This window comes from Pseudomonas sp. GW460-LB5 (assembly GCF_059423245.1).
In genome coordinates this window covers 1-26,537 of sequence record NZ_JBWKXT010000057.1, presented here as the reverse complement: position 1 = coordinate 26,537, position 26,537 = coordinate 1, and the positions used below count along the sequence as shown (strand labels likewise).

At 63.5% G+C, this 26,537-nt stretch carries 22 protein-coding genes and 2 pseudogenes; 17 read left to right on the top strand and 7 right to left on the bottom strand.

What is annotated here, in order from left to right:
- Positions 1–82: 82 nt before the first annotated feature.
- The 3 genes from asd to AC07XM_RS25455 are packed head-to-tail and all read right to left on the bottom strand — an operon-like array spanning position 83 to position 3,345.
- On the bottom strand, positions 83–946 hold the full coding sequence (gene asd / locus AC07XM_RS25465) for an archaetidylserine decarboxylase (RefSeq protein WP_102689374.1): 864 nt from the start codon (positions 944–946) through the stop codon (positions 83–85).
- A 9-nt stretch (positions 947–955) separates the two neighbouring features.
- Positions 956–1,765, bottom strand: coding sequence for a rhodanese-like domain-containing protein (locus AC07XM_RS25460; RefSeq protein WP_016489457.1), 810 nt, complete (start codon positions 1,763–1,765; stop codon positions 956–958).
- A gap of 44 nt (positions 1,766–1,809) precedes the next feature.
- The gene (locus AC07XM_RS25455) at positions 1,810–3,345 is read right to left on the bottom strand and encodes an HDOD domain-containing protein (RefSeq protein ID WP_023048988.1); all 1,536 of its coding nucleotides are present in this window, start codon (positions 3,343–3,345) and stop codon (positions 1,810–1,812) included.
- 130 nt (positions 3,346–3,475) lie between these two features.
- Between AC07XM_RS25455 and motA the strand changes: the two genes are divergently transcribed.
- Both motA and motB read left to right on the top strand, forming a co-directional pair.
- Positions 3,476–4,327 (top strand): flagellar motor stator protein MotA, encoded by an 852-nt coding sequence (gene motA / locus AC07XM_RS25450; RefSeq protein ID WP_016489455.1) that lies wholly within the window; start codon positions 3,476–3,478, stop codon positions 4,325–4,327.
- Positions 4,328–4,330: 3 nt separating this feature from the next.
- Positions 4,331–5,365 (top strand): flagellar motor protein MotB, encoded by a 1,035-nt coding sequence (motB, locus tag AC07XM_RS25445; protein ID WP_016489454.1) that lies wholly within the window; start codon positions 4,331–4,333, stop codon positions 5,363–5,365.
- 175 nt (positions 5,366–5,540) lie between these two features.
- On the opposite strand, the gene rsgA is transcribed toward motB, so the two are convergent.
- Positions 5,541–6,572, bottom strand: coding sequence for a small ribosomal subunit biogenesis GTPase RsgA (gene rsgA, locus AC07XM_RS25440; protein ID WP_016489453.1), 1,032 nt, complete (start codon positions 6,570–6,572; stop codon positions 5,541–5,543).
- Positions 6,573–6,724: 152 nt separating this feature from the next.
- Between rsgA and orn the strand changes: the two genes are divergently transcribed.
- Entirely contained in the window at positions 6,725–7,267 is a 543-nt protein-coding gene (orn, locus tag AC07XM_RS25435; protein ID WP_016489452.1) for an oligoribonuclease, read from the top strand.
- A 91-nt stretch (positions 7,268–7,358) separates the two neighbouring features.
- A complete protein-coding gene (locus AC07XM_RS25430; RefSeq protein WP_003249516.1) occupies positions 7,359–7,970 on the top strand; it encodes a trimeric intracellular cation channel family protein in 612 nt (203 codons plus the stop codon).
- A 40-nt stretch (positions 7,971–8,010) separates the two neighbouring features.
- On the opposite strand, the gene queG is transcribed toward AC07XM_RS25430, so the two are convergent.
- Entirely contained in the window at positions 8,011–9,075 is a 1,065-nt protein-coding gene (gene queG / locus AC07XM_RS25425) for a tRNA epoxyqueuosine(34) reductase QueG (protein ID WP_016489451.1), read from the bottom strand.
- A 65-nt stretch (positions 9,076–9,140) separates the two neighbouring features.
- Between queG and AC07XM_RS25420 the strand changes: the two genes are divergently transcribed.
- The 13 genes and pseudogenes from AC07XM_RS25420 to AC07XM_RS25360 form a co-directional block, all read left to right on the top strand.
- A complete protein-coding gene (locus AC07XM_RS25420; protein ID WP_024717362.1) occupies positions 9,141–10,001 on the top strand; it encodes an NAD(P)H-hydrate dehydratase in 861 nt (286 codons plus the stop codon).
- Positions 9,989–10,462 (top strand): tRNA (adenosine(37)-N6)-threonylcarbamoyltransferase complex ATPase subunit type 1 TsaE, encoded by a 474-nt coding sequence (gene tsaE, locus AC07XM_RS25415; protein ID WP_102689373.1) that lies wholly within the window; start codon positions 9,989–9,991, stop codon positions 10,460–10,462. Before AC07XM_RS25420 ends, tsaE begins: the two co-directional genes overlap by 13 nt.
- 11 nt (positions 10,463–10,473) lie before the next feature.
- A complete protein-coding gene (locus AC07XM_RS25410) occupies positions 10,474–11,904 on the top strand; it encodes an N-acetylmuramoyl-L-alanine amidase (protein WP_016489448.1) in 1,431 nt (476 codons plus the stop codon).
- Positions 11,901–13,799, top strand: coding sequence for a DNA mismatch repair endonuclease MutL (mutL, locus tag AC07XM_RS25405; RefSeq protein ID WP_060516842.1), 1,899 nt, complete (start codon positions 11,901–11,903; stop codon positions 13,797–13,799). The genes AC07XM_RS25410 and mutL overlap by 4 nt, the downstream gene beginning before the upstream one ends.
- A 1-nt stretch (position 13,800) precedes the next feature.
- Positions 13,801–14,772, top strand: coding sequence for a tRNA (adenosine(37)-N6)-dimethylallyltransferase MiaA (gene miaA, locus AC07XM_RS25400; RefSeq protein WP_102689372.1), 972 nt, complete (start codon positions 13,801–13,803; stop codon positions 14,770–14,772).
- Between the two features lie 94 nt (positions 14,773–14,866).
- A complete protein-coding gene (hfq, locus tag AC07XM_RS25395; protein ID WP_016489445.1) occupies positions 14,867–15,127 on the top strand; it encodes an RNA chaperone Hfq in 261 nt (86 codons plus the stop codon).
- Positions 15,128–15,139: 12 nt separating this feature from the next.
- A complete protein-coding gene (gene hflX / locus AC07XM_RS25390) occupies positions 15,140–16,441 on the top strand; it encodes a ribosome rescue GTPase HflX (RefSeq protein ID WP_016489444.1) in 1,302 nt (433 codons plus the stop codon).
- A 96-nt stretch (positions 16,442–16,537) separates the two neighbouring features.
- Complete coding sequence (hflK, locus tag AC07XM_RS25385) at positions 16,538–17,719, top strand: FtsH protease activity modulator HflK (protein WP_016489443.1); 1,182 nt, start codon at positions 16,538–16,540, stop codon at positions 17,717–17,719.
- Positions 17,719–18,588, top strand: a complete 870-nt coding sequence (hflC, locus tag AC07XM_RS25380; RefSeq protein ID WP_012274454.1) for a protease modulator HflC — start codon at positions 17,719–17,721, stop codon at positions 18,586–18,588. Before hflK ends, hflC begins: the two co-directional genes overlap by 1 nt.
- Before the next feature lie 301 nt (positions 18,589–18,889).
- Positions 18,890–20,077, top strand: coding sequence for an ATP phosphoribosyltransferase regulatory subunit (locus AC07XM_RS25375; protein WP_016489442.1), 1,188 nt, complete (start codon positions 18,890–18,892; stop codon positions 20,075–20,077).
- Positions 20,078–20,133: 56 nt separating this feature from the next.
- Positions 20,134–21,426, top strand: coding sequence for an adenylosuccinate synthase (locus tag AC07XM_RS25370; RefSeq protein WP_016489441.1), 1,293 nt, complete (start codon positions 20,134–20,136; stop codon positions 21,424–21,426).
- A 595-nt stretch (positions 21,427–22,021) separates the two neighbouring features.
- Positions 22,022–22,762, top strand: a pseudogene (locus tag AC07XM_RS25365) (HAMP domain-containing protein); the annotation flags it as partial.
- Positions 22,763–23,104: 342 nt separating this feature from the next.
- A pseudogene (locus tag AC07XM_RS25360) lies at positions 23,105–23,620 on the top strand (methyl-accepting chemotaxis protein); the annotation flags it as partial.
- 97 nt (positions 23,621–23,717) lie between these two features.
- On the opposite strand, the gene AC07XM_RS25355 reads toward AC07XM_RS25360, so the two are convergent.
- Positions 23,718–25,283, bottom strand: coding sequence for an ABC transporter permease (locus AC07XM_RS25355; RefSeq protein WP_016489439.1), 1,566 nt, complete (start codon positions 25,281–25,283; stop codon positions 23,718–23,720).
- Positions 25,283–26,296, bottom strand: a complete 1,014-nt coding sequence (locus AC07XM_RS25350; RefSeq protein WP_016489438.1) for an extracellular solute-binding protein — start codon at positions 26,294–26,296, stop codon at positions 25,283–25,285. The genes AC07XM_RS25355 and AC07XM_RS25350 overlap by 1 nt, the downstream gene beginning before the upstream one ends.
- Positions 26,297–26,537: the final 241 nt, after the last annotated feature.

The window sequence follows — 26,537 nt, the reverse complement described above, 5'->3', positions numbered from 1 at the left end:
GAGATCGAGCGCCGCCCGCGCGGCGCTCGATCTCACAGGCGCTGGAGAACCCGCGCCAATCACCTCGAAGCAGAAACCACGGTCAAGCCTGTGCAGGCGCCGCCAACAGCTGCCCCATGCGCACTGCAGAACCAGCGCCCAGGTTCTCAGCCCACTTCACCTGCTCCGGCCCGAACAGCACAATGGCGGTCGAGCCCAGCTTGAAGCGGCCCACCTCGGCACCTTTCTCCAGGTGGATCGGCGCACGGCTGGCTTCGTCGTAACGGAAGGTCTTCAGCTCACGCTTGGGCGGCGTCACCAATCCAGCCCACACGGTTTCGATCGAGGCGACGATCATCGCACCCACCAGCACCACGGCCATCGGCCCGCGCTCGGTGTCGAACAGGCAGACCACGCGTTCGTTGCGGGCAAACAGCTCGGGAACGTTCTCTGCGGTGGTCTGGTTGACCGAGAACAGACGGCCCGGCACATAGACCATTTCGCGCAGGGTGCCGGCCAGCGGCATGTGCACGCGGTGGTAGTCCTTGGGCGAGAGGTAGATCGTGGCAAACTCGCCGCCCATGAACGGCGCTGCCATGGCCGGATCGCCGCCCAGCAGCTCTTGCGCGCTGAAACCGTGGCCCTTGGCCTGGAAGATGCGACCGTGTTCGATCGGGCCGAGCTGGCTGACGGCACCGTCGGCCGGGCACAGAATGGCGCCTGGGGTTTCGTCCAGCGGGCGGGCGCCCGGCTTCAGGGCGCGGGTGAAGAACGCATTGAAGTGCTCATAAGCGCTCAAGTCCTCGACCAGGGCTTCAGACATGTTGACCTGATAGCGCTTGGCGAACCAGGCGGTAAAGGCATTCTTGAACCAGCGCACGCGGCACTCGGCAATGCAGCCGGCCAGCCGCGACAGCAGGTGGTGCGGCAGCAGGTACTGGCTGATGATGAACAAACGGGATTTCATGCAGGTTCCTTAAACTTCTACAGGCGTGTCCGGGTGGTTGCCCCATTCGCTCCACGAGCCGGCGTAGGCCTTGACGCGTGGGTAGCCGAGGGCCTTGGCCACCAGATAAGTGAAGCCGGAGCGGCGGTGGGTCTGGCAGTGGGTGATCACTTCCTTGTCAGGAGTGATGCCCAGTTGCGCGAGGACTTGTTTGATGTCCTGGCGAATGCGCAGGTTGTCGTTGAGGTCCATGCCGGCTGTCCACTCGAAGTTGATAGCGCCGGGGATGTGACCGCCCTTGGCTGCCAGTACCTTCTCGCCGTTGAATTCCTGCGGGCCGCGAGCGTCCCAGATGACCAGGTCATCGGCGCCCAGGCGGCTTTGCAGGTACTCGCGGGTGGCGGTGGGCGCGTTGTCGATACGCAGGTGCACCGGGCTGTTGCTGCTGGCGGGCACTTCGGTGGACAGCGTGTCTGCCGGCCAGGCCTGGATACCGCCATTGAGGTAGTGATACGCCTTGTGGCCAATCACGTCGAGCAGCCAGATGAAGCGCCCGGCCCAGCCACCGCCTTCATCGTCGTACACCACATAGACGGCGTCGTCGCGGTGGCCGAGTTCACTGAACAGTTTTTCCAGCTCGCCCTGCGGCGGCAGCAGGCCGGGGGCAGGAGGCTGGCCAAGCTGGGTACGCTTGCCTTCGACAAAGCGTGCGCCGGGGATGTGCCCGCTGACATAGCGGTTGGCACTGCTCAGGTCGACCAGGATCAGCTGTGGCGAACCCAGGCGTGGCAGCAGGTCAGCCGCTTCGATCACCAGGGGCAGGCCGGAAAAGTCAGTCATCCACGGTCTCCAGTGTGGAAAGAGGGGCGATTGTAGCGCAAGGCTCAGCCCTTGCGGTTGGCAAACACCGACAGTGCCCGCTCGGTGCATTGCGCGGTCTTGCCGAAGGCCTGCACGCTGATGTCGGCCAAAGGCCGGCAGCCTTGGTCGGCCACCATCAGCATAAGAACCTGGTCATTCACCGCCAGCGAGCGCAGCAGCACGTGCTCGCTGCGGAACAGGGCACGCAGCGGGGCTGGCAGCAAGGCCGAGAACTGGCTGTGGTTTTCCGGAGTGATGCGCAGTTGCCCGGCCTGGGCCATCAGCTTTTGCAGCAGTTTGTTTTGTGACACCGGCAAGGCCAAGGCACCTGCCTCGTTGGGTAGCCCCGCAATCTGCTGCACGCGCAGGCTGTCGCTGGCCTTGTCCAGGCTCAGCAGCATGATGCGTTGCATGCCGCAGGCCAGCAGGGCTTCGCGGGCCTGGGTAGCCAGGTGCACGGTGTTGGTGAACGGGCTGGGCTGTGCCAACAAGTCCTGGCACAGCTTGCGCCAGCGCGCCAGGTCGTCGCTGCTGGGCGGTGGCGGCGCCAGCATGTCCGGGTGCGGGCGGCGCTGGTGCCAGGGCCAGATCAGCGCCTCAGCCGGGTGGAACAGGGCATGCCTGGCGTGGCGGCGGGCGCTGGCGGCAGCCTGCTGGTGTACTTGCTGCTGCACGTCTTCCAGCGAAGTTTGCAGGTACAGCGCAGTCAGCAGCTGCCAGCGCAGCAGGTGCGGGTTGTCCCAGCCCACTTGCGCCGCCAGCGCAAGGTTGTTGGCCAGCAGCACGGTGTTGGCCGGCTGGTTGAACCAGCGGCGCAGGCCAGGCTCGGCGTCCAGGCGGTGTTGCTGGCTGAGCAGATCTTCGTCGCGGGCGATGTTGAGCACCAGGGCCAGTTGATCGCGTTCTTCCAGCAGCAGGCGGTAACCTTGTGTCACCCACTGCGGCAGGCGCCAGTACTCCGCCATGGTCTGGCACAGCGCCATGATGCGCACGCCAAACAGCTCATCCTCTACCAGGGCGGCGTCCTCGCCCTTGTGGATAACCCGAAGCTCCCAGGTGTCAAGCAGCTTGGGGTAGGCCAGTGCCAGCGGCCACAGTGGAGACAGGAAAAGCAGGCTTCCCCAGTGAATTTCCTGCCACAGGCGTGCCAGGCGGCTGGCAAACAGGCCGCTGGCCTGCTGCGAAGCGTGTTGGCTGATCAGCTGGAACTGGCTCAGTACGGGCGGTATTTCTTCGACGGGCAGCGCGGGCAGGCGCTTGAGCAGTTGCTCGCTGCGCTCCAGCCCCAGGCGATTCAGGGCCACCTCCAGGCTTTCGGCGGGCTCGGCCTGGCTGGCGTTGGTGGGATGGTTTGCTTCGCGCATCACCGAAAGCACCAGCGCCGGGCTATCTTGCATCAGTTCGGCAATATCGCGCAGCGAGCGGCGGCTGTCGTGAATGGCAGCCATGACCCGGTCGTAGCTGTGCTTCGGCACGGGGATGCGAACACTCTCTAGCAGCTTTACCCAGGCCTCTAGCGTACGCGGGGCCTGAGCGGGCACCTTGGTTTCGATTGGCATTTTGACATCAGTCCGAACTGGCTTTTCGCATTGAGTGGCTATAGTCTGGCGCAGTTCTGCCGATAAGTAGAAGAAGAGTTTTAAAGCTCCCGTCTCTTCCCCTGACCACGACAGCAAGTGCTTTGAACCTATGGCTAAAATTATCGGCATCATCGTCGTATTCGCGAGCGTGCTCGGCGGCTACGTGCTCTCCCACGGCAAGATCGCGGCGCTGATCCAGCCGTTCGAAGTTCTGATCATCGGCGGTGCCGCCTTTGGTGCATTCCTGCAGGCCAACCCTGGCCACATGACCATGCACGTCATCAAGAAGTCGATGAAGATGTTCGGCTCGCGCTTCACCCACGCCTACTACCTGGAGGTACTGGGCCTGGTGTACGAGATCCTCAACAAGAGCCGTCGCGAAGGCATGATGGCCATCGAGGCCGACATCGAGGACGCCGCCGCCAGCCCGATCTTCGCCAAGTACCCGACAGTACTGGCCGATGAGCGCATGACCGCGTTTGTCTGCGACTACCTGCGCATCATGTCCACCGGCAACATGGCCCCGCACGAACTCGAGGGCCTGTTCGACATGGAGCTGCTGAGCATGAAGGAAGAGCTGGAGCACCCGTCCCATGCGGTGACCGGCATCGCTGACGGCATGCCCGGTTTCGGTATTGTCGCGGCGGTACTGGGTATCGTGGTGACCATGGCCTCGCTGGGCGAGGGCGACCAGGCGGCCATCGGCATGCACGTGGGTGCGGCGCTGGTCGGTACCTTCTTCGGTATCCTGGCTGCCTATGGCTTCTTCGGCCCGTTGGCCAAGTGCCTGGAGCACGATGCCAAGGAGGAGCTGAACCTCTACGAATCGATCAAGGCTTCGCTGGTCGCCTCGGCCTCGGGCATGCCGCCTTCGCTGGCCGTCGAGTTCGGGCGCAAGGTGCTGTACCCCATGCACCGCCCAAGTTTCGCCGAGCTGGAACAAGCGGTTCGCGGTCGCTGAGTCATGGAAAACAACCAGCCCATCATCGTCAAGCGCGTCAAACGCTTTGGCGGCGGCCACCACGGCGGCGCCTGGAAAATCGCCTTTGCCGACTTTGCTACGGCAATGATGGCGTTCTTCCTGGTGCTGTGGTTGATGTCCACAGCCACCCCGGAGCAGAAAATCGCCATTGCCGGCTACTTCAAGGACCCGATCGGCTTCTCGGAAAGCGGCACGCCCTATGTCATCGACCTGGGTGGCTCACCTGAACTGGCACCGGAAAAAACCATCAACCCGGAAGTCAAATCCGAGCCGATGCCCGAGTCCACGACCCAGCTGAGCAAGGACCAGGTCGAGACCATGGCCGAGCAGGTCGAGCGCGAGCGCCTGGAGTTGCTGCTGCAGGAGCTGCAGAACAAGGTGGAAGAGAACCCGCAGCTGCAGAAGTTCAAGGACCAGATCCTGTTCGAGATCACCCAGGACGGCCTGCGCATCCAGATCATGGATGCCGAGAACCGGCCGATGTTCGACATCGGTAGCGCCCGCTTGCAGCCGTACTTTGAAGACATCCTGCTGGCCATGGCCGACACCATCAAGGCGGTGCCGAACAAGATCAGCATCAGCGGCCACACCGATGCCAAGCCGTATGCCGGCAGTGGCGAGTTCGGCAACTGGGAGTTGTCGGCCAACCGTGCCAACGCTGCGCGCCGTGCACTGGTAGCCGGTGGTTACCCGGATGGTCAGGTGGCGCGTGTGGTGGGTTATGCCTCGTCGTCGCTGTTTGACCGCAAGGACCCGTTCAACCCGGTCAACCGCCGTATCGATATCATCGTGCTGACCAAGAAGGCCCAGCGCAATATCGAGGGTGAGCAGGGGGCGCCCGAAGCGCCGGCCGCCGACCCTGCTGCACCGCCAGCCACTGGCGCTGCGCCAGGGGCTGGCGTGCCGGATGCCCCAGGGGCAGCGGAACAAGCGCCGATGCAGCCGCGTGAGCTGCGCCAGAAGCTGAACATCTTTGAAGATGGCACGCTGAAGATGGATGAGGCCAAGGAGCAGTAAACGGCTTTTTTTGTGCGGGCGACTGTTCTACACAAAACCTGAACGGTGGCGCGATCAGTGTGGGAGCGGGTTTTACCCGCGAAGCATCCAGCGCGGTGGATGGCACCGGCGTTGCCGGTGTTCGCGGCTAAAGCCGCTCCCACAGGGGATCGCGGCAACTTTCATTTCAAGCGTTTCAGTAGCTGTCTTCTGTCAGGCTGGCGATGATCGAGCGGTAGCTGTTCATGCGTTGCGGCGTGATGCGCCCCTCGTCCAGTGCCTTGAGCAGCGCGCAGCCCGGTTCGCGGTCGTGCTTGCAGTCGCGGAAGCGGCAGGTGCCGAACAGGTCGCGGAACTCGATGAAGCCATCTTCCACGTCGTCGCGGCTGACATGGCCAAGGCCAAACTCACGGATGCCCGGCGAGTCGATCAGGTCGCCGCCATTAGGGAAGTGGTACAGCCGTGCCGTGGTGGTGGTGTGGGTGCCCTGGCCAGACCATTCCGACAGGTCGCCGACACGGGTGCCCGCGTCCGGCAGCAGGCTGTTGACCAGCGACGACTTGCCCACCCCGGACTGGCCGACGAACACACTGATGTGGCCGTCAAGTAGTTGCTGCAGGCGCTGCATGCCGTCGCCCTGGTGTGCCGATACTTCCAGCAGCGGGTAGCCCAGTTCGCGGTAAACCTCCAGCAGCGCATGCAGGCCGGGGCCGTTCTCGTCGTTGATCAGGTCGGCCTTGTTCAGCAGCAGCAGCGGCCGCAGGCCGGCGTGCTCGGCCGCTACCAGGTAGCGGTCGATCAGGTTCGGGTGCGGCTCCGGTGCCGGGGCGAACACGATCACGATCAGGTCGACGTTGGCTGCCACCGGCTTGAGTTGCCCGTGGTTGTTCGGCCGGCACAGCTCGGTGCTGCGTGGCATCTGCGCCACGATCACGCCAATGCCCTGGTTGCCCGCACGCCACACGACACGGTCGCCGGTGACCAGCGCCGGCAGGTTGGCCCGCAAATGGCAGCGGAACACCTGGCCTGCGGTTTCGCCATCCTGGGCTTCAACTTCTACCTGCACGCCGAAGTGCGCGATCACCAGGCCCAGTTGCTCGGGCCCCAGGTCGCCGCCCTCCAGTTCCTGCAGCGCATGCTGCTCGCGTTTGGCGGCGCGAGCGGCGCGCTCGCCCTGGATTTTTTCGATCCGCCAGTTTTGGCGGCGATTGAGCTGGCGTTTGGCCATGAAGGTACCGTGAGAAAGGCCCGGGTAGGGCATTGAAAACGGCTGGCAGTTTAGCACGCCAGGCGCTGGACCATTCCGCTTACCTTTGATGCAGTGAATGGGTTTGCTTTGACCACTAGGCTAATATGACGGCCTATATGAGGAGCCCCTGCATGCAAAACCCACAGAACCTGATCTGGATCGACCTGGAAATGACCGGCCTGGATCCGGACAGTGATGTCATCATCGAGATGGCCACCATCGTTACCGACAGCGAGCTGAACACCCTGGCTGAAGGGCCGGTGATCGCCATCCATCACAGTGACGAAGTGCTGGCGCGCATGGACGAATGGAACACCCGTACCCACGGTGCTTCGGGCCTGACCCAGCGCGTGCGCGAGAGCAAGCTCAGCATGGCAGAAGCCGAAGCGCAGACCATCGCCTTCCTCGAGCAGTGGGTGCCCAAAGGCAAGTCGCCGATCTGCGGCAACAGCATCTGCCAGGACCGCCGCTTCCTCTATCGCCACATGCGCAACCTGGAAAACTACTTCCACTACCGCAACCTGGATGTCTCCACCCTGAAGGAATTGGCCGCGCGCTGGGCGCCGGGCGTGCGTGACAGCTTCAAGAAGGGCAACACCCATTTGGCGCTGGACGATATCCGCGAATCGATCGCCGAGCTGCGTCACTACCGCGAGCACTTCATCAAACTGTGAGCCCACAAGGCGCAGATATTGTATCTGCGCCCCCTTTTGGTGCCTTGGGCAACTGGTTAGACTGCGCGCCTTTCCTGCACGGACCCGCGCCATGTTGTTGATGCTCTACCTCATCGCTATCACCGCCGAAGCCATGACCGGCGCGCTGTCTGCCGGGCGCCGCGGCATGGACTGGTTCGGCGTGGTGCTGATCGCCTGCGTCACCGCCCTGGGTGGCGGCTCGGTGCGCGACGTGCTGCTCGGGCATTACCCGCTGACCTGGGTGAAGCACCCGGAATACCTGGTGCTGACCAGCTTTGCGGCGTTGCTGACCATCTTCATTGCGCCAATGATGCGCCGCCTGCGCTCGCTGTTTCTGGTGCTCGATGCCCTGGGGTTGGTGGCCTTTACCTTGATTGGCTGCATGACTGCACTCGAGATGGGGCAGGGCATGCTGGTGGCGTCGATCAGCGGGGTGATCACCGGGGTGTTTGGTGGGATCTTGCGCGATATCTTCTGCAACGACATTCCACTGGTGTTCCGCCGTGAGCTGTATGCCAGCGTGTCGTTTGCGGCGGCCTGGTTCTACCTGGGGTGCGTGTATTTCAAGGTGCCGGCAGAGCAGGCGATGCTGCTGACCTTGTTTGGCGGGTTTCTGGTGCGGTTGCTGGCTATCCGCTTCCACTGGGAAATGCCCAAGTTCCACTACAACGACCAGCAGTAGGTCATTTTCAGCCCTGATGCAGTCTTTGTGGGGCGGGTGGTTACTGGATGTTGTGCCGGGCCAAAGCCCACTCCACATGCTCGCGCACCAGTTCTGATTCATCCTCGCGGCGGGCCTTCAGGGCCTCGATCACAGGAATGGTGGAAGGCGCATTGCCCAACCCCACCGCCAGGTTGCGCAAGAACCGCTCATACCCCGCCCGCCGCAACGGCCCGCCCTCGGTCTTGCGCAGGAAGGTACGTTCATCCCACAGGAACATCTGCGCCAACTCGGCATTCTCCAGCCCATGCCGTGGCTGGAAGTCCTGTTCCTGGCTGTGCTTGGCAAAACGGTTCCAGGGGCAGACGATCTGGCAGTCATCGCAACCGAACACCCGGTTGCCCATCATTGCCCGCAACTCGACAGGGATCGCGCCCTTCAGTTCGATGGTGAGGTATGAGATGCAACGCCGGGCGTCCAGCACATAAGGCCCGACAAATGCCTGGGTCGGGCAAATGTCCAGGCAGGCCTGGCAGCGCCCGCAATGCTCGCTGGTGGTCGCTTCGTCCACCGGCAACGGCAGGTCCACAAACAGCTCGGCAAGAAAGAAGTAACTGCCCGCCTTGCGGTTGAGCAGCAAGGTGTTCTTGCCGATCCAGCCCAGCCCGGCCTGTTCGGCCAGGGCCTTCTCCAGCACCGGGGCGCTATCGACGAATGCGCGGTAACCGAACGGGCCGATAGCCTCCTGAATGCGGTCGGCCAGGAACTGTACGCGCTTGCGCACCAGCTTGTGGTAGTCCCGGCCCAGCGCATAGCGCGATATGTAGGCCTTTTCCGGCTGCGCCAGGCGCTGCGCCATCTGTGTGTCGCCGGGCAGGTAGTCCATGCGCAGCGAGACCACCCGCACCGTGCCGGGAATCAGTTGGTCGGGGTGCGAGCGCTTGCTGCCGTGCGCGCCCAGGTACTCCATTTCGCCCTGGTAGCCGGCATCGAGCCAGCGCTGCAGGTGGTGTTCGTGTTCGCCAAGGTCGACCCCGGCGATGCCGACATGGGCAAAACCGAGTTCCTGGCCCCAAATCTTGATCGATTGGGCCAGTTGGGCGAGGTCAGGTGTGCAGCTGGACATGGATGGGTAAGGCAATACGGGCTCAGGTGCGTATAATTCTGCCAGACAATGGAGCCTTTGACCCCATGCCGCAGACCAAACACCCCAGCCATGCCCCGCAACTGCTCAGCAGCGTGACCGTCGCGCACCTGCCGACACGGCATGCGCATGCCCATAAAGGCGACTTCGGTCATGTACTGGTGGTCGGTGGCGACCTTGGCACAGGCGGCGCTGTGCTGTTAAGCGCTGAAGCCGCCCTGCGCTGTGGCGCCGGGCTGGTCAGCGTGGCGACGCGCCCAGAGCATGTCGGCGCGAGCCTGGCCCGTCTGCCCGAAACCATGTGCCTGGGTGTCAGCTCGGCCAACCAGCTGATGGGCGTGCTGGAGCGCGCCTCGGTACTGGTGGTTGGCCCGGGGCTGGGGCAAGCGGCGTGGGGGCGTAGCCTGCTGTCGGCAGTGGCCAACGCCGAGCAGCCGCAGGTATGGGACGCCGATGCCCTGAATTTGCTGGCGCGTACCCCCCTGGCCCTGCCCAGTGGCAGTATCCTCACCCCGCACCCGGGGGAGGCGGCGCGGCTGCTGGGCATTTCCACCGAGGCGGTGCAGGCCGACCGCCAGGGCGCTGCGCGCAAGCTGGCGCGCCGTTACAACAGCGTCTGCGTGCTCAAGGGGGCCGGTACCCTGGTCGCCGACCCCGCCGGGCAACTGATGCTGTGCGAGCGAGGCCACCCGGCGATGGCCGGGGCCGGCTTTGGCGATGTGCTGACCGGTGTGCTGGCGGCCTTGCTGGCCCAAGGGCTGGACGCCTGGCAGGCCGCTGGGCTGGGTGTGTGGTTGCATGCCTGTGCGGGGGAGCGGTTGGGTGTACAAGGTAGAGGCCTGGCGGCCAGTGATCTGGCGCCGGTCATTCGTGAGTTTCTGGAGGAGCATTCTGCGTGTCTGGCATAACCCTGTTTCTGGCCGATGAAGATGCCACGGTCAAGTTTGGCGCAGCCCTGGCTGAGGTGACCGGCGGTCGCGGCGTGATCTTTCTTGAAGGCGACCTGGGTGCGGGCAAGACTACGCTTTCCCGAGGGCTGATCCGTGGCCTGGGCCATACGGGTGCAGTGAAAAGCCCGACCTTCACCGTGGTCGAACCCTACGAAATCGGTGAGGTGCGGGCCTTCCACTTCGACCTGTATCGCCTGGTCGATCCGGAGGAACTGGAGTTCATGGGAATCCGTGACTATTTCGAAGGCGACCCGCTGTGCCTGTTCGAGTGGCCACAAAAGGGTGCGGGCGTTTTGCCAAAGCCTGACCTGACCATTACCATGGCCCCCCAAGCGGGCGGACGCTCGCTGATCCTTTCGCCGCAGGGGGCTCGCGGCGAGGCCTGGTGCGTGGCACTGGCCAAACACTATAAACAGTAAGTGGGGTAGGTATGCGCATACGCGCACTGGTTGCCATCGTTGGGCTGCTGCTGACAACGGTGACCGTTGACGCTCTGGCCGTCACTCAAGTCAAGAGCGTGCGCCTGTGGCGCGCGCCAGACAACACGCGGCTGGTCTTCGACCTGTCTGGCCCCGTGCAGCACAGCGTCTTCACCTTGAGCGCGCCTGATCGTCTGGTTATCGACATCAATGGCGCCACGCTGGCCGCGCCATTGAACGTGGCCACCTCCAACACGCCGATCAGTAGCGTGCGTTCAGCCCAGCGCACCCCCACCGATCTACGGGTGGTGGTAGACCTGAAAAAGTCGGTCACCCCGAAAAGCTTTACGCTGGCGCCGAATGCCCAATACGGCAATCGCCTGGTGGTCGACCTGTACGATCAGGAAGCCGACGCCATTGCGGCCAGCGCGCCACCTCCGGCGCCCGTGCCGGTGCAGACGCCGGCGACCACGCCAGCGGTGCCGGTATCCCCGGCCCAGCCCGCCATCAAGTTGCCGCCGGTGCCTAGCGGCAAGCGTGAAATCGTGGTTGCCATCGACGCCGGCCACGGTGGCGAAGACCCGGGTGCGTCCGGTTCGCGTGGCCAGCATGAAAAAGACATCGTGCTGCAGATTGCCAAAGAGCTCCAGCGCCAGATCAACAGCGAAAGAGGCTTTCGTGCCGAGCTGACCCGTACGGGCGATTACTTCATTCCGCTGCGCAAGCGCACGGAAATCGCCCGCAAGAAGGGGGCCGACCTGTTCATCTCGATTCACGCCGACGCCGCGCCGTCGCGTGCTGCATTTGGTGCCTCGGTGTTCGCCCTGTCTGACCGCGGCGCCACCTCCGAGACCGCGCGCTGGCTGGCCGACACGGAAAACCGTTCTGACCTGATCGGCGGTGCTGGCAACGTCAGCCTCGATGACAAGGACCGGATGCTGGCCGGCGTGCTGCTGGACCTGTCGATGACTGCCACGCTCAGCTCCAGCCTCAATGTGGGGCAGAAGGTGCTGGGCAACATGGGCCGTGTCACCTCGCTGCACAAGCAGCGTGTGGAACAGGCCGGCTTCATGGTGCTGAAGTCGCCAGATATTCCGTCGATCCTCGTTGAAACCGGGTTCATCTCGAACAACAACGAAGCCGCCAAGCTGGCCACCGCCAGCCATCAGCAGGCCTTGGCCCGTTCGATCCATACCGGTGTGCGCCAGTACTTCCAGCAGAACCCGCCGCCGGGTACCTATATTGCCTGGCTGCGTGATACCGGCAAGCTTGCCGCCGGCCCACGTGAGCACACAGTGCGCCCTGGCGAGACCCTGGCGATGCTCGCCGTGCGTTACCAGGTCAGCGTGGCCAGCCTGCGCAACACCAACAGCCTCAAGACGGATGAGCTGAAGGTCGGCCAGCGCCTCGACATCCCTGCTACCACATTGGCCGCGCAATGAGTGGCGGTTCGCGCATCCAGCTGCTCAGCCCGCGGCTGGCCAACCAGATCGCCGCCGGCGAGGTAGTCGAGCGGCCGGCCTCGGTTGCCAAGGAGCTGTTGGAAAACAGCCTGGACTCCGGTGCCCGACGTATCGACGTGGACGTGGAGCAGGGCGGCGTCAAGTTGCTCAAGGTGCGGGACGATGGCAGTGGTATTTCTGCTGACGACCTGCCGCTGGCCCTGGCCCGTCACGCCACCAGCAAGATTCGCGAGCTGGAAGACCTTGAAGGGGTATTGAGCCTGGGTTTCCGTGGCGAGGCCCTGGCGTCGATCAGTTCGGTGGCGCGCCTGACCCTGACTTCGCGTACCGCCAATGCCAGCGAGGCCTGGCAGGTCGAAACCGAAGGCCGTGACATGACCCCGCGCGTGCAGCCGGCGGCGCACCCGGTGGGTACCTCGGTAGAAGTTCGCGATCTGTTCTTCAATACCCCGGCGCGGCGCAAATTCCTCAAGGCTGAAAAAACCGAGTTCGATCACCTGCAGGAAGTGATCCGCCGGCTGGCGCTGGCGCGTTTCGACGTCGGCTTTCATCTGCGCCACAACGGCAAGAGCATCCTCAGCCTGCACGAGGCCCATGACGAAACGGCCCGGGCGCGGCGGGTAGGCGCCATTTGCGGCCCCGGTTTCATGGAGCAGGCGCTGCCGATCGACGTCGAGCGTAACGGCCTGCGCCTGTGGGGCTGGGTTGGCCTGCCGACCTTCTCGCGCAGCCAGGCAGACCTGCAGTACTTCTTCGTCAATGGCCGTGCGGTGCGCGACAAGCTGGTTGCCCACGCTGTGCGCCAGGCCTACCGTGACGTGCTGTTCAATGGTCGGCACCCCACATTCGTGCTGTTCCTGGAGCTGGAACCCAACGGCGTCGACGTCAATGTGCACCCGACCAAGCACGAAGTGCGCTTCCGCGAGGGGCGCTCGGTGCACGACTTCCTGTATGGCACCCTGCACCGCGCATTGGCCGATGTGCGTCCGGAAGACCAGTTGGCCGCGCCTGCCGCCGTACCTGAGCTGATCCGCCCCACCGGTCAGCAGGCCGGTGAGTTCGGCCCACAGGGCGAAATGCGCCTGGCTTCGCCAGTGCTTGAACGGCCTCAGGCGCCGCAGCATGCGATCTCCAACGGCGGCAGTGGCGCCGGTTACCAGTATCAATACACCCCACGCCCTTCGCAGCCGCTGCCGGCCGCCGAGGCACAGGCGGTGTATCGCGAGTTCTACAAACCGCTGGAAGGCGGTGCGGCACCGGTCACGACGTTGCCCGAAAGCCAGGGTGATATTCCCCCGCTGGGCTACGCACTGGCGCAGCTCAAGGGCATCTATATCCTGGCCGAGAACGCGGTTGGCCTGGTGCTGGTGGACATGCACGCTGCTCACGAGCGCATCATGTACGAGCGCCTCAAGGTGGCCATGGCCAGCGAAGGCCTTAGCGGCCAGCCGCTGCTGGTGCCCGAGACCCTGGCCCTGAGCCAGCGTGAAGCTGATTGCGCCGAAGAGCATGCGCAGTGGTTCCAGCGCCTGGGCTTCGAACTGCAGCGCCTGGGCCCCGAGACGTTGGCGATACGCCAGATTCCGGCCTTGCTCAAGCAGGCCGAGGCCAACCGCCTGGTTCAGGATGTGCTCGCCGACCTGATGGAGTACGGCACCAGCGACCGTATTCAGGCGCACCTCAATGAATTGCTTGGCACCATGGCCTGCCACGGCGCCGTGCGCGCCAATCGGCGCCTGGCCATTCCTGAAATGAATGCCCTGCTGCGCGACATGGAAAATACCGAGCGCAGTGGCCAGTGCAATCATGGCCGTCCCACCTGGACCCAGATGGGCCTGGACGATCTGGACAAACTCTTCCTGCGCGGTCGATGAAATGAGCGGCAAGCCCCCTGCAATATTCCTGATGGGCCCGACGGCGGCCGGCAAGACCGACCTGGCTATCGAACTGACCAAAGTGCTGCCGTGCGAGCTGATCAGCGTCGACTCGGCGCTGGTCTATCGCGGCATGGACATCGGTTCGGCCAAGCCGTCCAAAGAAATCCTGGCTGCCCACCCGCACCGGCTGATCGACATCCGCGACCCGGCCGAGAGCTATTCGGCCGCGCAATTTCGCGCCGATGCCCTGGAGGCCATGGCCGACATCACCGCGCGTGGCAAGATCCCGCTGCTGGTAGGCGGCACCATGCTCTATTACAAGGCGTTGATCGACGGCCTGGCCGACATGCCGGCAGCTGACGCTGCGGTGCGGGCCGACCTGGAAGCCCAAGCCGAGGCGCTGGGGCGGGCCGAACTGCACCGCCAATTGGCCGAGGTCGACCCGGAATCGGCGGCGCGCATCCACCCCAACGACCCGCAGCGGCTAATCCGCGCGCTGGAAGTGTATCGGGTGAGCGGTGAGAGCATGACAGCCCATCGCCAGCGTCAATTCGCGGAAAGTCGCGCCGCAGACGCAGGCGCTGGCGGACATTTGCCCTATACTGTCGCGAGTTTGGCGATTGCTCCTACAGATCGTCACATTTTGCATCAGCGAATTGCGTTACGATTTTCGCAGATGTTGGAACAGGGCTTCGTTGACGAGGTCCGATCGCTGCGAGCCAGAAGTGACTTGCACGCCGGGCTGCCGTCTATACGGGCTGTGGGGTATCGGCAGGTCTGGGATTACCTGGACGGCACGCTGACTGAGAATGAGATGCGAGAACGCGGTATCATTGCTACCCGGCAGCTGGCCAAGCGGCAGTTCACCTGGTTGCGTGGCTGGCCTGATGTGCACTGGCTTGACAGCATGGCCTGCGACAATCTGTCCCGCACCTTGAAATACCTTGGGGCCATCTCCATATTGAGCTGAGTCCCTGCTGATTGCCGTCTATTCTTGCGAAGGGGCGGCCTAATTTATCGATTTTCTTGATTTTCTATTATTTATCCTTACAGGAGTGCGGCATATGTCAAAAGGGCATTCGCTACAAGACCCTTACTTGAACACCTTGAGAAAAGAAAAGGTTCCGGTATCCATCTACCTGGTCAACGGTATCAAATTGCAGGGCTCGATCGAATCGTTCGACCAGTTCGTGGTACTGCTGAAGAACACCGTCAGCCAAATGGTCTACAAACACGCCATTTCGACTGTAGTGCCTGCCCGTCCGGTTCGCCTGCCAAGCCCGTCCGATTCCGACCTCGGCGACAGCGAGCCAGGCAACGCCTGATAGGAGTCTGCATTGTTCTTTGAGCGCCACGGTGGTGGTGAGCGGGCGTTGCTCGTTCACTTGGAAGGTCAGAACCCTGAGGCGCGCGAAGATCCGCAGGAGTTTCGGGAGCTGGCATTGTCGGCCGGGGCGGACATCGTCTCGCTGGTGACAGTGACAAGGCATCAGCCCACGGCCAAATACCTGATTGGCAGCGGCAAGGTCGAGGAATTGCACGACCTGGTCCATGCCGAACAGGTAGACCTGGTGATTTTCAATCACACCCTTACGCCCAGTCAGGAGCGCAACCTTGAACGTGTGTTCGAGTGCCGTGTGCTCGATCGTACCGGGCTGATCCTCGATATTTTCGCCCAACGGGCGCGTACCCATGAAGGCAAGCTGCAGGTCGAACTGGCCCAGCTTGATCACATGAGCACGCGGCTGGTGCGTGGCTGGACCCACCTTGAGCGACAAAAAGGTGGTATCGGCCTGCGTGGCCCGGGTGAAACCCAGCTGGAAACCGACCGCCGCCTGTTGCGGGTGCGCATTCGCCAGATCAAGTCACGCCTGGAGAAGGTACGCAGCCAGCGTGAGCAGGCGCGTCGCGGGCGCAAGCGCGCGGATATCCCTTCAGTATCGCTGGTGGGTTACACCAACGCCGGCAAGTCCACGCTGTTCAACGCCCTGACCGAATCCGAGGTGTACGCCGCGGACCAGCTGTTCGCCACCCTCGACCCGACCCTGCGCCGGCTCGAGCTCGACGACCTGGGGCCGATCGTGCTTGCCGACACCGTGGGCTTCATTCGCCACCTGCCGCACAAGCTGGTCGAGGCATTTCGGGCTACGCTCGAAGAGTCGAGCAACTCCGACCTGCTGCTGCACGTGATCGACGCCCATGAGCCAGAGCGCATGGAGCAGATCGAGCAGGTGCTGGCCGTGTTGGGTGAGATTGGCGCTGAAGGCTTGCCGATCCTTGAGGTGTATAACAAACTCGACCTGCTCGAAGATGTCGAGCCACAGATCCAGCGCAATGCCGACGGCAAGCCGGAACGGGTCTGGGTATCGGCACGTGATGGGCGTGGTCTGGAGCTGGTTGGCCAGGCGATTGCCGAGTTGCTGGGGGATGATCTGTTTGTCGGTACCCTGTGCCTGGAGCAGCGTTTTGCCCGCTTGCGCGCGCAATTCTTTGCTCTGGGTGCCGTGCAGAGTGAAGAGCATGATGAAGAAGGGCGCAGCCTGCTGAGCGTGCGACTGCCCAGGGTCGAATTGAATCGCCTGGTCAGCCGCGAAGGCATGGAGCCGCAAGTGTTTGTCGAGCAACACACTTTGCAATAAATGCTCGTCGAGGTCGCCGGGCAGCAGTGACAGGCATTCTGTAGCATTGGACGGCGCGCCGTGGGCGCGTCTTTGCTTTATCAGATGGAGAGCGCTATGGCTTGGAACGAGCCGGGTGGCAACTCGAACAATCAGGATCCCTGGGGCGGCCGCCGTGGTGGCGGTGGCGGTGGTGGTGACAAGAAAGGTCCGCCGGATCTGGACGAGGCCTTCCGCAAACTGCAGGACAGCCTGAATGGCATGTTCGGCGGTAACAAGAAACGTGGCGGCGGTGACCGCAATGTCGGCAAGGGCGGTGGCCTTGGCCTGCTGGGCATAGGCCTGGCGGTGCTGGCTGCCATCTGGCTGTACAGTGCCGTGTACGTGGTCGACGAGCAGGAGCAGGCCGTGGTGCTGCGCTTCGGCAAGTACCACGAGACGGTCGGTCCCGGCCTGAACATCTACTTCCCGCCGATTGATCGCAAGTACATGGAAAACGTCACGCGTGAGCGTGCCTATACCAAGCAGGGCCAGATGCTGACCGAAGACGAGAACATCGTCGAGGTACCGCTGACCGTCCAGTACAAGATCAGCAACCTGCAGGACTTCGTGCTTAACGTCGACCAGCCTGAGGTGAGCCTGCAGCACGCGACCGACAGTGCCCTGCGCCACGTGGTGGGTTCCACCTCGATGGACCAGGTGCTCACCGAAGGCCGTGAACAGATGGCCGTGGATATCCGCGAACGTCTGCAGCGCTTCCTCGACAACTACCGTACCGGTATCACCGTTACCCAGGTCAACGTACAGAGCGCGGCAGCCCCGCGTGAAGTGCAGGAAGCCTTCGACGACGTGATCCGTGCCCGCGAAGATGAGCAGCGTGCCCGCAACCAGGCCGAGTCCTACGCCAATGGCGTGGTGCCGGAAGCCCGTGGTCAGGCCCAGCGCATCATCGAGGACGCCAACGGTTACCGCGACGAAGTCATCGCCCGGGCCAAGGGTGAGGCCGACCGCTTCACCAAGCTGGTTACCGAGTACCACAAGGCACCTGACGTGACCCGTCAGCGTCTGTACCTGGAGACCATGCAAGAGGTCTACAGCAATTCGAGCAAGGTCATGGTGGCGACCAAGGACGGGCAGAACAACCTGCTTTACCTGCCACTGGACAAGATGGTCGAAGGCAGCCGCAACCCGTCCACGCCAACCACCAGCGTGTCGCCATCGGCCAACGATGCGGCCGCCCGTGCGGCGCAGGACCTGCAACAGCAACAGCAGCCGCTGCGTACTAGGGAGAGCCGCTGATGAGCAATAGATCGCTGATCGCCCTGATCGCCGCCGTCGTTCTGGCCATTGTGGCCTGGAACAGCTTCTACATCGTGTCCCAGACAGAACGTGCGGTACTGCTGCGCTTCGGTAAGGTGGTCCAGGCAGATGTTCAGCCCGGCCTGCACGTGAAGATTCCGTACGTGAACCAGGTGCGCAAGTTCGACGCCCGCCTCATGACCCTCGACGCCCCGACCCAGCGGTTCCTGACCCTGGAGAAAAAAGCGGTGATGGTCGACGCCTACGCCAAGTGGCGCGTCAAGGATGCCGAGCGCTTCTACACCGCCACGTCCGGCATGAAGCAGATCGCCGACGAGCGTCTGTCGCGTCGTCTGGAAAGCGGCCTGCGCGACCAGTTCGGTAAACGTACCCTGCACGAGGTGGTTTCCGGTGAGCGTGACGCACTGATGGCCGACATCACTGCATCGCTGAACCGCATGGCCAACAAAGAGCTGGGCATCGAGGTGGTCGACGTGCGCGTCAAGGCCATCGACCTGCCGAAGGAAGTCAACCGCAGCGTGTTCGACCGCATGAGCACCGAGCGTGAGCGTGAAGCTCGCGAGCACCGTGCCAAGGGTAACGAGCTGGCTGAAGGTATTCGTGCCGATGCCGACCGCCAGCGCCGTGTGCTGCTGGCCGAGGCCTACCGCGAAGCAGAAGAAACCCGTGGTGACGGCGACGCCCAAGCGGCTGCCATCTATGCCAAGGCCTACAGCCAGGACGCTGATTTCTATGCGTTCCACCGTAGCCTGCAGGCATACCGCGAGAGCTTCTCGAGCAAGAGCGACGTGCTGGTCCTGGACCCGAAGAACGAGTTCTTCCGTTACCTGGACAAGAGCAAGCCGTGATGCTCAGGCCCTGATTTTCATGCAGCGGCGCCCCGCCTGGCAGCTAAAACACCAGGCGGGGTGCATCCTGAATGAAAAGGGGTGTATGATGAGGCAGCCGGGAAATTTCCCGGCTTTTTTGCGTCTGAAAGGTTGATTGGCACAGCGCCAGTTGACGGTTTGGTCAGCTCGCAAGGCAATTCGAGGGTATCGGGTACGGTGGCTGCGCTGGGATCAGTGCTGCCCGCTGCTGTGCGCGATACCGGCTTTACTGACGGCTCGCCAGCTGGCAAGCCGCCCGGACCAGAGGGGAAAAGGCGTAATGGCAACGGTAGACCGCTGGCTGCTGCCAGATGGCATCGAGGAAGTACTGCCACCTGAAGCCGCGCGCATCGAGATCGCGCGCCGCCAGGTGTTGGACCTGTTCCAGAGTTGGGGCTACGAGCTGGTCGTCACCCCGCATATCGAGTACCTGGAGTCGCTGCTCACCGGCGCCGGCCAGGACCTGGATCAGCGCACCTTCAAGGTAGTGGACCCGCAGTCCGGCCGCCTGATGGGCTTCCGCGCCGACTTCACCCCGCAGGTGGCGCGCATCGACGCGCACACCCTGCGCCGTGAAGGCCCGAGCCGCCTGTGCTACGCCGGCAGCGTGCTGCACGCCCAGCCGCGTGCACTGTCCACCTCGCGCAGCCCGATCCAGCTAGGCGCCGAGCTGTATGGCGATGCCAGCCCGACCAGCGACGTGGAAGTCATCAGCCTGATGCTGGCCACGCTGCAACTGGCCGATGTGCCGGACGTACACATGGACCTGGGCCACGTCGGTATCTACCGCGGCCTGGCCCGTGCTGCCGGCTTGTCCGGTGCGGTCGAGCAGCAGCTGTTCGACGCCCTGCAGCGCAAGGCCGTCGATGAAGTGCAGGCATTGACCGCCGACCTGCCGAAGGACCTGGGCAACATGCTGCGTGCATTGGTCGAGCTGTGCGGTGGCCGTGAAGTGCTGGCCGAAGCCCGCGTGCGCCTGGGCCGTGCCCCGGCCAGCGTGCTGGCGGCGCTGGACGACCTGCTGGCGATCGCCGATCGCCTGACGTCGCGCTATCCGGACCTGCCGTTGTACTTCGACCTCGGCGAGCTGCGCGGCTACAACTATCACACCGGCGTGGTGTTTGCCGTGTTCGTGCCGGGCGAGGGTCAATCGATCGCCCAAGGCGGGCGCTACGACGACATCGGCGCCGACTTTGGCCGGGCCCGCCCGGCCACCGGTTTTTCCACGGATTTGAAGACCCTGGTCACACTGGGGCGAGCGGAGGTCGTATTGCCAACTGGCGGCATCTGGATGCCGGACAGTGGCGACGCGGCCCTCTGGCAGCAAGTCTGCCAGTTGCGCAACGAGGGCCAGCGTGTGGTCCAGGCCCTGCCTGGCCAGCCGTTGAGTGCTGCTCTCGAGGCGGATTGTGATCGGCAATTGATTCAGCAAGACGGGCGCTGGCAGGTTCTGCCGCTGGCCCAGTGAGTTTCTGCGTCGGCAACAGGCCGGCAACCAAGTTTGCGTGAATGAGGACCAATGTAATGGGTAAGAATGTCGTCGTCCTGGGCACCCAGTGGGGTGATGAGGGCAAAGGCAAGATCGTCGATCTGCTGACCGAACATGCTGCCGCCGTAGTGCGCTACCAGGGGGGCCACAACGCGGGTCACACCTTGGTGATCAACGGTGAAAAGACCGTTCTGCACCTGATTCCGTCCGGCATCCTGCGTGAAGGCGTACAGTGCCTGATCGGCAACGGCGTGGTCGTTGCCCCGGACGCCCTGATGCGCGAAATCACCAAGCTGGAAGAAAAAGGCGTACCGGTGCGCGAGCGCCTGCGCATCTCCCCGGCTGCGCCGCTGATCCTGTCGTACCACGTGGCCCTGGACCAGGCCCGCGAAAAAGCCCGTGGCGAAGCCAAGATCGGCACCACCGGCCGTGGTATCGGCCCAGCCTACGAAGACAAGGTCGCGCGCCGCGGCCTGCGCGTGGGTGACCTGTTCCACCGCGAGCGTTTCGCTGCCAAGCTGGGTGAGTTGCTGGACTACCACAACTTCCAGCTGGTGAACTACTACAAAGAGCCGGCCATCGATTTCCAGCAAACCCTGGACGAGTGCATGGCCTACGCTGAACAGCTCAAGCCGATGATGCTCGACGTCACCGCCGAGCTGCACAACCTGCGTCGCGCCGGCAAGGACATCATGTTCGAAGGTGCCCAAGGCTCGCTGCTGGACATCGACCACGGTACCTACCCGTACGTCACCAGCTCCAACACCACCGCTGGCGGTATTTCCACCGGTTCCGGCGTTGGCCCGATGTACCTGGACTACATCCTGGGTATCACCAAGGCGTACACCACTCGCGTAGGCTCCGGTCCGTTCCCGACCGAACTGTTCGACGAGACCGGCGCTACCCTGGCCAAGCGTGGCCACGAGTTCGGTTCCACCACCGGCCGCGCTCGCCGTTGCGGTTGGTTCGACGCTGTGATCCTGCGTCGCGCCATCGACGTCAACAGCATCTCGGGCATCTGCCTGACCAAGCTGGACGTGCTGGACGGCCTGGAAACCATCAACATCTGCGTTGGCTACAAGAACGAGAACGGTGCTGTCATCGACGCGCCTTCCGATGCCGACAGCTACATCGGCCTGGAGCCGGTGTACGAAGAGATGCCAGGCTGGAGCGAGTCGACCCTGGGTGCAAAAACCCTGGAAGAGCTGCCGCAAGCTGCGCGTGACTACATCAAGCGCATCGAAGAGCTGGTTGGCGCGCCGATCGACATCATTTCGACCGGCCCGGACCGCAACGAGACCATCGTGCTGCGTCACCCGTTCGCCTGATCTGCCCTCCAGGCTGATCTGACGCCGTGGCCCTGAAAGGGGCCGCGGCGTTTTCATTTGTGGGGTATGCCTGCACTGGCCCTATCGCCGGCAAGCCAGCTCCCACAGCATCTCCACAGATCTCGGGATAGGCCGGTACAGGCAACCCTCTTCCTGAAACTTGGCGTTTATCCCTGCTGCCTTCGGCACAACCCTTGCTGTAAGAAGTTTCTGTAGATGCCATCAAAATAGTGGCGCCAGTAAACACGAGGGTTACACCGTGTCTGCCATCCTCTCACTGTTACGAAGCCGCCTTTTGCGGCCTGTGTTTGTTGCCCTTGGTATCGCTCTTTTGGTGCAGGTGCTGGTTGCCGTTGCGCTCACCCGAAGCACGGTCACCGCCCTGGAAGCCGACCTTGGCGAACGCCTGGGCAACGACAGCCGCCAGCTGGCCAACGACCTGGAGCAAGCCGGGCAAGACGTGCGCTCGGGCCTGGACAGCCTGTCCAGCAGCACCCGCCAGCGCCTGAGCGCCGGGTTGTCGGAGCGCCTGCAAAGCGAACAGCAGCAACTGCGCAGCACCCTGGAAAAGAACCTGAAGGACTCTGCCAACGACATGGCCGAGCTGCTGGCTTCGGTGGCCCCGCGGGCGATCTGGGACAACGACGTGCCAGTGCTCTCTGACTTTGCCCGGCGTGCCCAGCGTAACCCCAACGTGCTGTTCGTGGTGTACGACGATGCCCAAGGCCAGCACCTGACCCGCTACCTGAACCGGCAAAACCCGATCAACCAGGCGTTGATGGACAAGGGCCAGGGCGAGCGTGCGCTGGACAAGGTGATCGATGCCGCCCGGCGCGACCCGGCGGTGTACTTTGTCGAAGCCTCGATCAACCCTAATGGGGCGGAAATCGGCAAGGTGGTGATGGGTGTTTCTACGGCCGGTATCGACCAGGAGCTCAAGGCCCTGGATCAGCGTTTCACGGCGCTGATTGCCAGCGGTGAGCAACTGGTTGCAGACAGCCTGGTGGGCGCTGCCGCCGACAGCGGCAAGACCCTGCGCGAGCGCCTGGAAAAGGCGCAAGGCAGTGCTGCAGCAATGCAGGCCAATACCGCGCAGACCGTGCGTGATGCCGCCGCCGAGCTGCGCTGGCGCATTGGCCTGGGTCTGGTGCTCGTTGGTCTCGGCGTGCTGCTGGTGGTGGCCGTGGTGCTTGGCCGCCGAGTGCTGAGCAAGCTGCGCCTGTTGATTGCTGCCCTGGACGACCTGGCGGCGGGCGAAGGCGACCTGACCAAGCGCGTGCCGCTCGACAGCCGCGACGAAATTGGCGACATGGCTTCGGCGGTGAACCGCTTTGTCGACAAGTTGCAACCGATCGTGCGTGAGGCGGGCGAGGTGGCCCAGCGTACCGGTGTCGAGATTGGCGCGATGGCCCAGCGCAACGCCGGCGCGGATGCTGCCGCCGCATTGCAACGCGATGAAGTGGCAGCCAGCCTGCGCGACCTTTCGAGCATGGCCGATGAAGCCCAGGCCGAAAGCCATGCGATGCAGGCGGCCTTGAAACAGGTGGTGGATATCCGCCAGGCCACCGACGAAAACAGCCGCACCTCGACCCAGCTCGCGGGATTGATCGAGAACCTGGCAGGCCAGGTAGAGACCGGCTCCCAGGTGATCGAGCGCCTGGCCAAGCAAAGCGAGCAGATCGAAGTGGTGCTGACGGTGATCCACGGCATTGCCGAGCAGACCAACCTGCTGGCGCTGAACGCGGCCATCGAGGCCGCCCGGGCAGGTGAGACCGGGCGCGGGTTTGCCGTGGTGGCCGATGAGGTGCGGGCGCTGGCGAGCAAGACGCAGAGCTCCACAGGGGATATCCAGTCGCACATCGCGGCGCTGCAGAAGGGCGCCAAGGAAGCCGTGGCGACCATCAGCCAGGCCGGGCTCAAGGCCAGCGAAGGGCTGCTGGTACTGCGTGATAACGAGCGCCGGCAGCAGTCGGTGCAGGCGGCGGTGGAGCAGGTGCATGCGGCCATTGGCCTGGCCACCCGCGCAGCTGAGCAGCAGGCGAGCGGGGCGCAGGCCGTGCGGGGGCGGGTGGAGACTATCCATGCCCAGGCTGAGCGCTCGGCCGAAGTGGTGATGCAGACCACGGCCAGCAGCAAGGTGCTGGATGACCTCGCCGCGCAGCTACGGGCAAGCCTGGGGCAGTTCAGAGCTTGAGATGGAGGCGGTCGTGAGGTTTTCGGCGCCTGTGAGATCGAGCGCCGCGCGGGCGGCGCTCGATATACGCAACGGCACAGCAATCGAGGTGGACCATTCAAGCCTTGTTCAGGTACATCCGCGTAGTCAGCAAATACACCGGCAGCCCCGAAACCACGATCAGCAGTGCCGCATAAGGCGCCGCTGCCGCGAACTCGACGTTGGCCGTATGCGCCCACACCTCGGTGGCCAATGTGGTCATGCCCGTGGGGCTGAGCAGCAGCGTGGCCGTCAGCTCCTTCATGGCATCCAGGAATACCAACGCGAAAGCCGCCGCCATGGCCGGGAAGATGATCGGCAGCGTTACCCGGCAGAACGCAGTAAAGCTGCTCGCGCCCAGTGTGCGTGCAGCTTCCTCCAGCGTTGGCGAAGCCTTGTTCAGCGCGGTGCGCACTGGCGACTGCGCCAGTGGCAAAAACAGCAGCGCATAGGCCAGCAGCAGCAGTGCCGTGGTCTGGTACAGCGCCGGCACGTAGTGCAGGGCGAAGAACACCAGGGTCAGGGCAATCACCAGGCCGGGCAGGGCGTGCAGCAGGTAAGGCAGGCGCTCGGCCCAGATCGCCAGGCGACCCTTGTAGCGCACCACCAGGAAGCTGATCGGCAGGGCCAACAACACGCAGAAGCCAGCACCGCCAAGCGACACCGACAGCGAAGTAAACAGAGCCTTGGAGATAGCCGCCACCGGGAACGCTGCCGACGAACCCACGCTGAGCCAGTAGCCGAGCATGGCCAGTGGAATACCGCTGCCCAGCACCGCCAGGCCCACGCAGAACAGCTGCGCCAGCACCGCCCAGCCGCGCAGCCGCACCGGTTGCGCCCGCCGCGCTACGCCCTGGCCGATGCGTACATGGCGGGCTTTGCCGCGTACGCGCAGTTCCAGCCACAGCATCACCAGGCACATCGCCAGCAGCACGGCAGACAGCATGGCCGCGTTGGCATTGCTGAACTCCAGTTCGAACTGTTGGTAGATGGCGGTGGTGAACGTCTGCAGGCCGAGGATCGACAGCGCGCCGAACTCCACCAGCATGTGCAGGGCAATCAGCAGCGCGCCACCGAGCATCGACGGCCACAGCAGTGGCAGGGTGACCTTGCTGAACACGCCCCAGCGGCTGCAACCCAGGGTGCGCGCCGACTCTTCCAGCGAGGTATCGAGGTTACGCAGGGTTGCGGCCACCGGCAGAAACACCAGCGGGTACTTGGACAGGGCCATGACCATGATCGCCCCGCCGAGGCCTTCGAAGTCCGAACTCAGCGACACCCAGGTGAAGCTGCTGACGAACGACGGCACGGCGAACGGCAGGCACAACACCACGCCCCACAGTCGACGACCTGCCAGGTTGCTGCGCTCCAGCAGCCAGGCCAGCGCCAGGCCGACCACCATGCAGGTCAGTGTCACCCCGACCATCAGCAACAGGGTGTTGCGCATCAGCCCCCAGACAAAGGGGCGCCACAGCAGGTGCAAGGCTTCGCGCCAGCCGGCTTCCCAGGCTTTGATGGCGACATAAGCCAGGGGCAGCAGGCTCATCGCGACCAGGAACAGCACAGGCAGCACGACCCAGATGGAGGGGCGCTTGCGGCGCGGTACAAAGCGCACCGGCGCCGGTGCAGACAGGGCGGCAGTCATCAGAGCAGGCCGACCTCGCGCTCAAGCTCGATGGCTTCCTCGGCGTTACCCAGGTCGGCCGGCGAGATCTTCGGCGGGCGCAGCTCGTCGAACGGTTTCAGGCCGCGGTCAGAAACCATGCCCTTGTGCAGCGGGTACTCGGCGGTGGTCTGGGTGATGACGCGCTGGCCTTCTTCGCTGGCCATCCAGTTGAGCAGGGCCTGGGTCTCTTTCGGGTGCTTGCTGGCCTTCACCACGGCTGCGCCGGAGATGGTGACCAGGTTGCCGGCGTCACCGTCGGCCAGGTAGTAGAGTTTGGTGTCCAGTTTGCCGCGTTCGCGTTCAAGCGCGTACCAGTAGTAGTTGTTTACCAGTACCGCAGCCACTTCGCCTTTTTCCACGGCTTTGAGGGCGACCATGTTGTTGGTGTAGGTCTTGCCGAAGGCTTTAAGGCCGGTCAGCCATTCCTCGGTAGCTTCACGACCGTGCATTTTCAGGATGGCCACAGCCTGCTCCTGGAACGCACCACTGGTAGGCACATAGCCGACGCGGCCTTCCCACTCAGGGTTGGCAAAGTCCATCACTGTGGTAGGCAGGTCTTTTTCGTCGACCTTCTTCGGGTTGTACACCACGATGCGCGTACGGGCCGTGATGCCCATCCACGTACCGTTGGCGCCAACGTATTCCTTGGGCACCATGTTTGCGGTGGCGTCGTCGATCTTCGCCAGCAAGCCCAGCTCGCCCAGGTTGTTCAGCGGCGGCGACTCTTCGGTATAGATGATGTCGGCTGGCGAGCGGTCGCCTTCCTCGATTATCTGGCTGGCCAGCTGGTTGCTGCTGCCTTTGCGGATATTGATGTGAATGCCGGTCTTGGCCTCGTAGGCCTTGGCGATGGCTTCGCCGATTTCCTTATGCTGACCGTTGTACATGGTCAGGGTGACCGGTGCGTCTGCCATGGCGGCCGGAGCGCCGATGACCAGGCTCAGCACGGCGGCGGCCAGAGTACGCATCAGCAGTTGCGGGCGGATCGTCATGCGGGTACTTCCTCGCTTACGGCTACATATTTGGAAACAATGGTAAACGAAATTGTTTCTCAAGTGGCCGGGTGACGAGAAATTCATGGGCAGACCATGGTGCAGGACCGGGAGTGCGCGGGGAGGGTGGGGCAAAAAACGCAGGCAAGAAAAAACCCACTAGCAAGCTAGTGGGTTTTTGTATGGTGCCCAGGAGAAGACTCGAACTTCCACGACCTTGCGGTCACTGATACCTGAAACC

What these genes read in the sequence shown, in the direction of transcription:
- asd (WP_102689374.1), bottom strand. Translation starts at nt 946, where the DNA reads ATGAAATCCCGTTTGTTCATCATCAGCCAGTACCTGCTGCCGCACCAC.
- AC07XM_RS25460 (WP_016489457.1), bottom strand. Translation starts at nt 1,765, where the DNA reads ATGACTGACTTTTCCGGCCTGCCCCTGGTGATCGAAGCGGCTGACCTG.
- AC07XM_RS25455 (WP_023048988.1), bottom strand. Translation starts at nt 3,345, where the DNA reads ATGCCAATCGAAACCAAGGTGCCCGCTCAGGCCCCGCGTACGCTAGAG.
- motA (WP_016489455.1), top strand. Translation starts at nt 3,476, where the DNA reads ATGGCTAAAATTATCGGCATCATCGTCGTATTCGCGAGCGTGCTCGGC.
- motB (WP_016489454.1), top strand. Translation starts at nt 4,331, where the DNA reads ATGGAAAACAACCAGCCCATCATCGTCAAGCGCGTCAAACGCTTTGGC.
- rsgA (WP_016489453.1), bottom strand. Translation starts at nt 6,572, where the DNA reads ATGGCCAAACGCCAGCTCAATCGCCGCCAAAACTGGCGGATCGAAAAA.
- orn (WP_016489452.1), top strand. Translation starts at nt 6,725, where the DNA reads ATGCAAAACCCACAGAACCTGATCTGGATCGACCTGGAAATGACCGGC.
- AC07XM_RS25430 (WP_003249516.1), top strand. Translation starts at nt 7,359, where the DNA reads ATGTTGTTGATGCTCTACCTCATCGCTATCACCGCCGAAGCCATGACC.
- queG (WP_016489451.1), bottom strand. Translation starts at nt 9,075, where the DNA reads ATGTCCAGCTGCACACCTGACCTCGCCCAACTGGCCCAATCGATCAAG.
- AC07XM_RS25420 (WP_024717362.1), top strand. Translation starts at nt 9,141, where the DNA reads ATGCCGCAGACCAAACACCCCAGCCATGCCCCGCAACTGCTCAGCAGC.
- AC07XM_RS25410 (WP_016489448.1), top strand. Translation starts at nt 10,474, where the DNA reads ATGCGCATACGCGCACTGGTTGCCATCGTTGGGCTGCTGCTGACAACG.
- mutL (WP_060516842.1), top strand. Translation starts at nt 11,901, where the DNA reads ATGAGTGGCGGTTCGCGCATCCAGCTGCTCAGCCCGCGGCTGGCCAAC.
- miaA (WP_102689372.1), top strand. Translation starts at nt 13,801, where the DNA reads ATGAGCGGCAAGCCCCCTGCAATATTCCTGATGGGCCCGACGGCGGCC.
- hfq (WP_016489445.1), top strand. Translation starts at nt 14,867, where the DNA reads ATGTCAAAAGGGCATTCGCTACAAGACCCTTACTTGAACACCTTGAGA.
- hflK (WP_016489443.1), top strand. Translation starts at nt 16,538, where the DNA reads ATGGCTTGGAACGAGCCGGGTGGCAACTCGAACAATCAGGATCCCTGG.
- hflC (WP_012274454.1), top strand. Translation starts at nt 17,719, where the DNA reads ATGAGCAATAGATCGCTGATCGCCCTGATCGCCGCCGTCGTTCTGGCC.
- AC07XM_RS25375 (WP_016489442.1), top strand. Translation starts at nt 18,890, where the DNA reads ATGGCAACGGTAGACCGCTGGCTGCTGCCAGATGGCATCGAGGAAGTA.
- AC07XM_RS25370 (WP_016489441.1), top strand. Translation starts at nt 20,134, where the DNA reads ATGGGTAAGAATGTCGTCGTCCTGGGCACCCAGTGGGGTGATGAGGGC.
- AC07XM_RS25355 (WP_016489439.1), bottom strand. Translation starts at nt 25,283, where the DNA reads ATGACTGCCGCCCTGTCTGCACCGGCGCCGGTGCGCTTTGTACCGCGC.
- AC07XM_RS25350 (WP_016489438.1), bottom strand. Translation starts at nt 26,296, where the DNA reads ATGACGATCCGCCCGCAACTGCTGATGCGTACTCTGGCCGCCGCCGTG.